The organism is Chamaesiphon sp. OTE_20_metabat_361, assembly GCF_031364565.1.
On the sequence record NZ_JANLWO010000422.1, the window covers coordinates 1 to 8,171 of the forward strand.

General features: G+C 39.1%; 6 protein-coding genes and 1 pseudogene. All 7 read right to left on the reverse strand.

What is annotated here, in order from left to right:
* Nucleotides 1-44: 44 nt before the first annotated feature.
* Entirely contained in the window at nt 45-1,415 is a 1,371-nt protein-coding gene (locus tag RMO35_RS12215) for a hypothetical protein (RefSeq protein WP_309741525.1), read from the reverse strand.
* Between the two features lie 71 nt (nt 1,416-1,486).
* Nucleotides 1,487-2,611, reverse strand: a complete 1,125-nt coding sequence (locus RMO35_RS12220; protein ID WP_309741526.1) for a glycosyltransferase family 4 protein — start codon at nt 2,609-2,611, stop codon at nt 1,487-1,489.
* 119 nt (nt 2,612-2,730) lie between these two features.
* On the reverse strand, nt 2,731-3,858 hold the full coding sequence (locus RMO35_RS12225; protein WP_309741527.1) for a glycosyltransferase family 1 protein: 1,128 nt from the start codon (nt 3,856-3,858) through the stop codon (nt 2,731-2,733).
* A gap of 11 nt (nt 3,859-3,869) precedes the next feature.
* Nucleotides 3,870-5,159 (reverse strand): glycosyltransferase family 4 protein, encoded by a 1,290-nt coding sequence (locus RMO35_RS12230; protein ID WP_309741528.1) that lies wholly within the window; start codon nt 5,157-5,159, stop codon nt 3,870-3,872.
* 5 nt (nt 5,160-5,164) lie between these two features.
* Nucleotides 5,165-5,899: an FkbM family methyltransferase gene (locus RMO35_RS12235; RefSeq protein ID WP_309741529.1), complete on the reverse strand. Its 735-nt coding sequence runs from the start codon at nt 5,897-5,899 to the stop codon at nt 5,165-5,167.
* Between the two features lie 188 nt (nt 5,900-6,087).
* Nucleotides 6,088-7,353 carry a glycosyltransferase family 1 protein gene (locus tag RMO35_RS12240; RefSeq protein WP_309741530.1) on the reverse strand — a complete coding sequence of 422 codons (1,266 nt, stop codon included), beginning with the start codon at nt 7,351-7,353 and terminating at the stop codon, nt 6,088-6,090.
* 297 nt (nt 7,354-7,650) lie between these two features.
* Nucleotides 7,651-8,171 (reverse strand): annotated as a pseudogene (locus RMO35_RS12245) (family 2 glycosyl transferase); the annotation flags it as partial.

Consider the following 8,171-nt stretch of genomic DNA (forward strand, 5'->3'; position numbering starts at 1 on the left):
CCCCCCTCTAACGGGAGAGACTGAAGGAATTACATGTAAAATTTTCACTGATATAGCCCAACATCATCAGGATATTCTGGTTCGACACTAGCATAGTAAGTCCGAACTCGATCGACTTCAATTAGATATCCACCCATGACGAGATAAATTAAAAACGCGAGCAGTGAAAATGTAATATTTCCTAGTAGAAAAGCTTCAAACACACTTCCGACAAGCATCGATCCCAATCCAGCTATGACTACACTAGTCTGAAAGAAGTAGTATCTCTGTCGATTACCTAATTGATTGAGCTGCCAGATGAGCTTGATAGACTCCCATCCCATGAGTATCATCGGAATCAACCCGGTCAATCCAAGATTAGCAGCGGCTGATAGCCAAGAGTTTTCACCATAACCCATGCGATCTCCCCTTAACGGTTCGCCAAATAAAATATTGTTGGTAAAAGAATTCCACATCCAAAACCAGGCACTTTCACGGCTATTTTCAGTAGAAGCGAAGCGAGCACTGACAGAGGAGTCAATTCCTGACGATGTAGTTAATGAATCTGGCTCTAAAAATGGTAGTAACAGTGCTGCGGATATACCTATAAACAGTATGACTCGGAACCAAGCACCCCCATTGTTTCGGAAAAATAATAAAATTGAAACTATACCCATTAGTAGCCCCGTACGCGAACCAGTTAATAATAAAAAGTACACGACAATCAGTAAAGTCACTAGCCAGAGAAATTTAAAAAAGTTCCATCTTGGGTGACTTTGGATCGAAAACATCAAACACGGAATTGTTGCAGCTAGCAATACTGCTGCGTGCTGTGGATTGCCTGTAGTTCCCAGGAAACGGCTGTGTACGAAAGTAATCGCATAGCGATTAAGTGCATATTGATAGGTATTGGCTACGACAAAAATTAAGCCGACCACAGCGATCGATCTGACTGCAAGATAAAAATTTTCGTCATCTTGCAGCCATTGTCCTGGCCCTCGCTGCAACATGAACACAATCCCGCCAAAGGTCATCGCGGAGATGAATGCAAATTCCACACTACCGTAAACCACTGTTTTAAATAAAATTACAAATTGCACGAACATCAGATACTTAATGGGTTTGGGAAGTACCCATCTTCGCCAAGTACCTTGCGTTTGGATTGCTAGTAGTACTAGCAGGATTAGCAATACGATTGCTAATGGTCTACCGGATGCCCGAATTTGCTGAAGCGGAAACAGCAATGGTGGTGATGTGACAAATCCATCGTTGATTATATTTAGTGACGAAGCAAAGCAACAGAGGCTAAACATCAGCCATGAAGTCGGCCGAGAACTAGTAGCTTTGAGCAGCATCAAAATTCCAACAGCAACCCCGATTATCCCGCCAGGAGTAGCCAAGAAGCTTATCAGTTGGTCGATAAAGGTTTTGTTCATTTTTCACAAATCATTACAACTGAGGTATTAAGGTACGATCGATGGATCGTAATTTTATTTATTTTGCAGCTTTAATGCTCAAAAGTTGTATTCGCCAACTTTCCTGGTGAGTTAAGATCTGCTGGCACCATGCACTGCTTTACGGCTGTCTGAAGTAGGAACTGCCACCGGGACACCCAGATACTAGTAGAATATGGTGCGGCTAGCTCTTGCGATCGCTTACCCCAAACGGATAATTCGGCATGATGCTCGTGGAGAGTTACTAAAGCCTGAGTGAGTTTAGCAATATTATCTTCAGGAATCACTAGACCGTTGTACCACGATCGCACGACTTCAACGCCAGAACCACACATATCAGTGCAAATAATCGGCAACCCAGCGGCGGCAGCCTCAACAATAGCTAAAGGCCAGGGATCGAAGCGACTGGGTAAGATAAATGCACCAGCAGATTTCCAGATAGATTCCATCTCTACAGGTTGCAAGAAACCGAGATCGCTAATTCCTGGTTTTCCAGCTAATTGAGCTTTGAGTTCGCCTTGACCGCAACAGACTAGTTCCCACGGCTCATCAACTCGATCGCGATAATCTTGATAGGCTGCGATGAGGACATCGATCGCTTTAACTGGGATATAACGACCGACAAACAGAAACGATCGCGGCCAGTCCGATTGAGATCGATCTTCCCAAAGCGGCACCCAGCTATCATAATCAATGCCATATAATCCGCGATCGATCCTGTCGGGGGCAATTCCCAATCGTTTGGCAAATTGCCAGCTACGCTCTCCTGTGACAACTACTCGATCCATCCGTTGTAGAAAAGAGCGCAGCACTAGCGGTGCCAGTCGCTGGCGCAAATTATCCTTCCAAGGTGTGTCCATTCCCATGACAAAAGCAGTATCTTTGAGTCTAGGTGCCGATGCCAATTTACAGTAGGGTTGATGCAGCCAACCACAAACCACTACCACATCAGGGTGTTCTGAAACTACCAGTTGCTCGATCGACTGGGCATCTTGTCTTGCTTGAAGATCGAGCAGGCGACATGGAATATCCTGCATCAATCGATCGCCAAAGGCAGTTTCTGTCAATGCTTGAAAGGCAATTACGAAAACATCTACATCGGCGGATTGGTTGAGCGTATGCCAGCAGGCAGCCATATAGCCAGAAATATCCGACCAGCAGAAAACGACTTTGGTCATTTAGGTAGTTTAATTGTGGGAAGAATAGATCGCACTCGCTCTTAGATATCAGTTTCTAATTTTCAATGATACTAGTTCTCAGTTATCACAAGACTTATAAAATTACAGTTATTGACAACTTATGAATATTGATGAAAAACATCAACTAATCGATCGACACAGCGATCCCAAGTAAATTCATGTGTGCGTTCGCGTCCAAGCTGCTCGTATTGGTAGTGTAGTTGTGGATCTCGATCGAGATTACTTAGAATATCAGCAATTGTAGCAGCATTTTTTGGTTCTACGACAATTGCGGCCGAACTTCCCACATCAGGGAGCGCACCTTTATTTGACACTACCGCAGGTGTCCCTGCCGCCATTGCCTCTAGCATGGGAATGCCAAATCCTTCATATAGAGATAAGAATAAAAGCGATGATGCCATCCGCACCAATTCAGGTAGCTGACTGTCATCAACCATTCCTAGCAATACTATGTTATCCAAAGTATTTGCTATATTTACTAATTCGGGTTCGCTAGAACCAATAATTAAAATTTTGAGTGGACTTTTCCTGAGGGCCAACTCCTTCGCCACTTCAATAACATGATATCCTCCTTTTTTATACCTTAACCCACCAATTACGATTGCATAAGGCTCAGAGATCGGAGCTTGTAAGTACTTATTGTCGATTTTCGCTATTTCAAAAAAAGCTGTATCGACTCCATTTCCAACTACACTAATTTTCTCAGGCTTTACATTTAACAACTCGACGATTCTCTGTTTGCTATAATCAGAAACAGTACAAATACAATCTGTTTTATCGATCGCCTTAGCTATCCAAATTTTAGTTTTTAATCTTTGCCATTTGTGGCTGCTACTATTAGACCAAGGCAGATCTGGTTCAATCGTGTGCATATCGTGCATGGTGACGATCGTCGGAATATTTTTATCGATCGGAATGTACTCAGCAACCGGGGAATACAAGCAATCTGTTTTACCAATGAATTTATCCATTTTAGGCAGATCGATAAATTTCCATAATCTCTCAGATAATAGCTTTTTATAAGGATAAGTTCGCAGCTCAAAATTTTGTAAAGGTGTCCGAGGATCGAGTTGGCGATCGGAGTTAAGATACTCATGAGCGACCAGTAATGAAATATCGAAACCTTGCCGCTTAGCAAGGTTGAGTAATATATTATTGATATGCTTTCCTACCCCCGTACAAGGTAAATAAGTGCGTTCGGGTTGTAAATATGTAGTAATGTGCATTTCAAAAATAGTTAGTTGAACTTAGCAGCTAAGATAGCATTTACATAAAAACGATATATTTGGGGATGATGAACTAGTTTTGCGATAATTTTTTCATGAATTGGTACCTGGCCATAAAATTCATCTAGTACATTCATAAAATTAGGTACTTCTGTCACAAAACCATTGTCATTCAAAAGTTGTGGGGCTATACTAGCTAATTCTTGGCGATTGTCTAGTAGCAGCTTACAGAGTAAATTTAATCTATTGCAGACATACTCGTTATCGTAGTTATCAATTATATCTTTGCGACCATTTTTACCAAATTCTCTAGCTTTGTCCTGGCAATCGTATATTTCTTTCATTGCCTGAATAAAAGATTCTGCGTTATTAACGACAAGTCCTGTCTGCTGATGCTTAATAATTTCAACTTGACTATTATCTTTCATCGGAGAACTTAAAACGATCGATGGAGTCTCACACAATAATGATTCAGCTAAAACTATACCAAAACTTTCCCCAATTCGAGAACCATGAAGCATCACATTCATGCTTGAGTACAAAAGTCGTAACTCTCCATCCTTTTCTATCTTAGGTGTTATGAATACTTGATTTTTAATATTTATGGGTAGATTCTCAACTAGCTTGAGAATTGATGGTGGTGGCGAAACCAGCAATAGTGAAACATTATTATGAGTTTTAGCAATATTTTCAAAGCCATTTACAATTATGGGGTGCCATTTTGCTTCACAGTTAGCACCGACTCTACCGAATATAAAATTATTTTGAGGTATGCCTAATTTACTTTTGCAATCGATAATATCTTGCGTGGAACTTCTGTAAAATAAGCTAGAAATTACTGAGTTAGGTAAAATCGTAGCTAATGGCTTGTAAGTTAGAGATTTTGACCATTGTAGCCATTTCCATAAACACCATTTTGTCAGATGCAAATGGATGTCGATGATATTGGGCTGAATTTTATAATCTACGCGCGAGAATATACTAGTCTCGATTACGATCGGATTAACCCTATTTTTAAGTTCAACAATTGTTTGATTTATTTTCTCATCATATATGCCCGATCGATGAATATGAACGATATCTGGCGACCAAATAGAGATTTCATCTATACTTTCTGGCTGAGTAGCTATGCAAGAGCAGACAATTCCTTCCTGAGTCAAATACTCTGTTCTGCTTCCAAGGGCATTAATTGTTAAAACTCGAATATCATGTCCTAAAGCCTTCATGCCAAGAGAATAGTTTTGAGCTACTCGTTGCGATCCTCGATAATCTAGATCTTCAAGTAGTGTCAGATATTTCATATAATCTATTTAATCCGAGCGTCGGAGGTACTTATCATTATTGCATCATACTCAATTACTCCTTTTGAATTTCGAGTTACTGAAAAAAGATCGACTAGCTCAAAATCTAATGTTTCATAAAATTGTAAAGATTCTAGGTAGTGAGGCATATTTTTATACAATGGTTGAATAGATATTTCAGATTGCAATAAAAATATTTTATCTCTTAGAGCCTGAACTCCTTTCATCACCTCTAAATCAAATCCTTGAGTATCCATTTTTAAAAATATACGGACATCACTATTCAAACAAAGAACATCATTTGCTAGAGAATCAAGCGTTTTTACTTCGACACTTATAGTCTTAACTGTTGCAGAAGTATTTTCATTTCCTGATAAAAAAGAATTCATTACCGAAAATTCATTGATATTTAAAATTAACTGAGAGTCCGTACTTCCTAATGCCAAATTATATCCCTTCCATCGCGAGTCATTCGCAAAGTGACTGTGCAACTCAGCATATGCAAAAGGATCGGGTTCAAAGCTAAGAATATAGTCCGCATACCCTAAAGACCTTAATTGTTTTGCAAACCCACCATTATTTGCTCCAGCATCAATGACACAGTTGATTTTTAAGGTATCTAATAACTGTTTATACAAAATTCGCTTATAAAAACCTTTCACCAGTTCTGAGAAAGATAATGGTAATTTGAATCCTTTCGCAATTAATAATTCTATTAATTTAATCGATAGTGATTTCATAATAATTTTTGACTATGTAAATTTTTGCTATCGCTCCAAGCAAATATCTTAATTAATTTTATATTAAATAATTGTAACATTCTTGAAAATACGGTCGGTCGTAGAAAATAAATATCTAAAGATAAATACCTCTAATGAATTAGATGTCTCTCACCAACCTAGGGCTACTATTAAGTATATATCTAGAACTATGACATCATACGCTCATAAATTTTCAATGTTGCAGCCGCTGTTTTTTTCCAGCTAAAAAGAGCAGATCTATCTAGACTATGCTGAGAGTACTCAGACCGTAACTCGTTACTACGATCGAGTTTAACTATATATTCACAAAGAGTATCTTTGTCTGTGGGTGAAACTAAAAAACCAGCTTTTCCAACGACTTCGGGTAAAGATGAAGTATTAGAACTGATAACTGGACAGCCACACTGCATCGCTTCTAGTACTGGCAATCCAAATCCTTCGTAAAGAGAAGGAAAAATAAAACCAAGCGCACCGCTATAGATTGCAGCTAAGTCACTATCATCTATAAATCCTGCAAAGTGAATAAATTTTAAGTCTGTATCTGTTAACTGGTTATCTTTAATCATCGATCCGACTGCGCCTTGATTTCCTCCACAGATTACTAAGTGTAAATCTTGCTTTTTCTCTTGTAAAATGACCTGTCTAAAGCAAGATATTAGATGCTCCATATTTTTATGAGGAGCTAGAGAGTGAAGTGAGAGAAAATAATCTCCTTCTGGAAGCTGATATTTTTGCTTTGTTGCTTGGATGACAGATTTATCTGAAACTGGATAAAAAAGTTCGGGAGATGCCGCTAAATAAATTGTCGCAACTCGTTCGGGATTTAGCCTTTTTCTGTTTAAGAGGTCGTTCCGAGTAGCGTCTGATATCGTTGTTACCCAATCATTGGGCTGAATAGTATCGATCAATCTTTGTGTGATCCCTCGTTGCCCTGGAGCGAAGTATTTTTCAGCTAAGAGTAACGGAGTTAAATCGTAAACTGTCTGGAGGTGCCGATTGGGGAGCGCCTTCCTCACTTGATTAGGAATGCGTGGATAAGAAGAATGAAATACATCAGCTTGGGCTAATATTTGTGAATCAATCGGTTGTCTGGTAATGTTAATAAATCTAGAAATATTCAGCAATATTGACTGTTGAGTTTTCCGAATAGCTTGACTACAAGAGTTGGATCGATCGCTGCTAACTTGCTGATGTAATCGATCTACATTTTTCGCGATATTACTGATTGGATGGATAGCGGAACAAAGATTGGGATGGGCCTCAAGTAGCCTTTGTGTCTGAAGTGATGCTGCAACAGAACCAGTGGCAGAAAAGCTTAGGTCGTCACCTAGATTTTGATGTAGTAGATCGGCTAAGCTCCAGGCAGTTCTAGCTATGCCTGTTCTAGTTTCTGGATTATCTCCAACTGATGAAATATCAAAAATTACTTTCATATAGGATGCGATAAATTAGCTGCATCGATGGTTCCGATGAATTTAAGTCTACAACATAAATAGCTTTTATAAATAATTAAGAATGAATTGCTCGAAGGAGCTAAAAGGTTTTTAGTAGATACAGGTTTATTCTATATTTTGAAATAAAGTATTGTCAGGAAGGCAGTAAGATACATAAATTAAAAGCGCACATAGCCTTGCTATAATTTTAAGAATATCCAACCAGATTTCTCTTTGTTTAATTTGCTCCTGCACGCTCATAAGTAAACCATTTATAATACAGTTTTGACTTAAATGTCATCTGAGCTTGAATTTCTTTAATAAACTCATTGTGAGTTCTGCCCCACCTACCCCGATCGATTTAACCAACAGCGGATAAGGATTATTGCCGACAATACAGCGATCGGGGTCTAACTTACGAGCTTCAGAGAAGTATTTTTGAGCCGTATCACGATAGCCTTCCCTTAAAACTACTCGTCCATAAGTCCAATAATCTCTAGCGAAAGTCGATCGCACCTCGGCTGATAAAGGCTGAGCAGTTTTTTCTTCAATTATTGCCTTTTCTCTCTCTAATACCTCAAAATAGTACATATCTCCCATTTTCGTAGAAGCAGCTTGTGATAATCGTCGATCGTCACTGTACTGTCGATACTTATACACTAAGCAAGGGGCATAAACAAACTGTACACCTGCCAGGACGAGGCGTAAATGTAGATTGTTTTCATGTCTAGTAACTAAGAATGGATCGAATCCACCAACTACTATTAAATACTCACGCTTGTGAATTGGGCAAGATGTCACTGGACTATGAGATATTA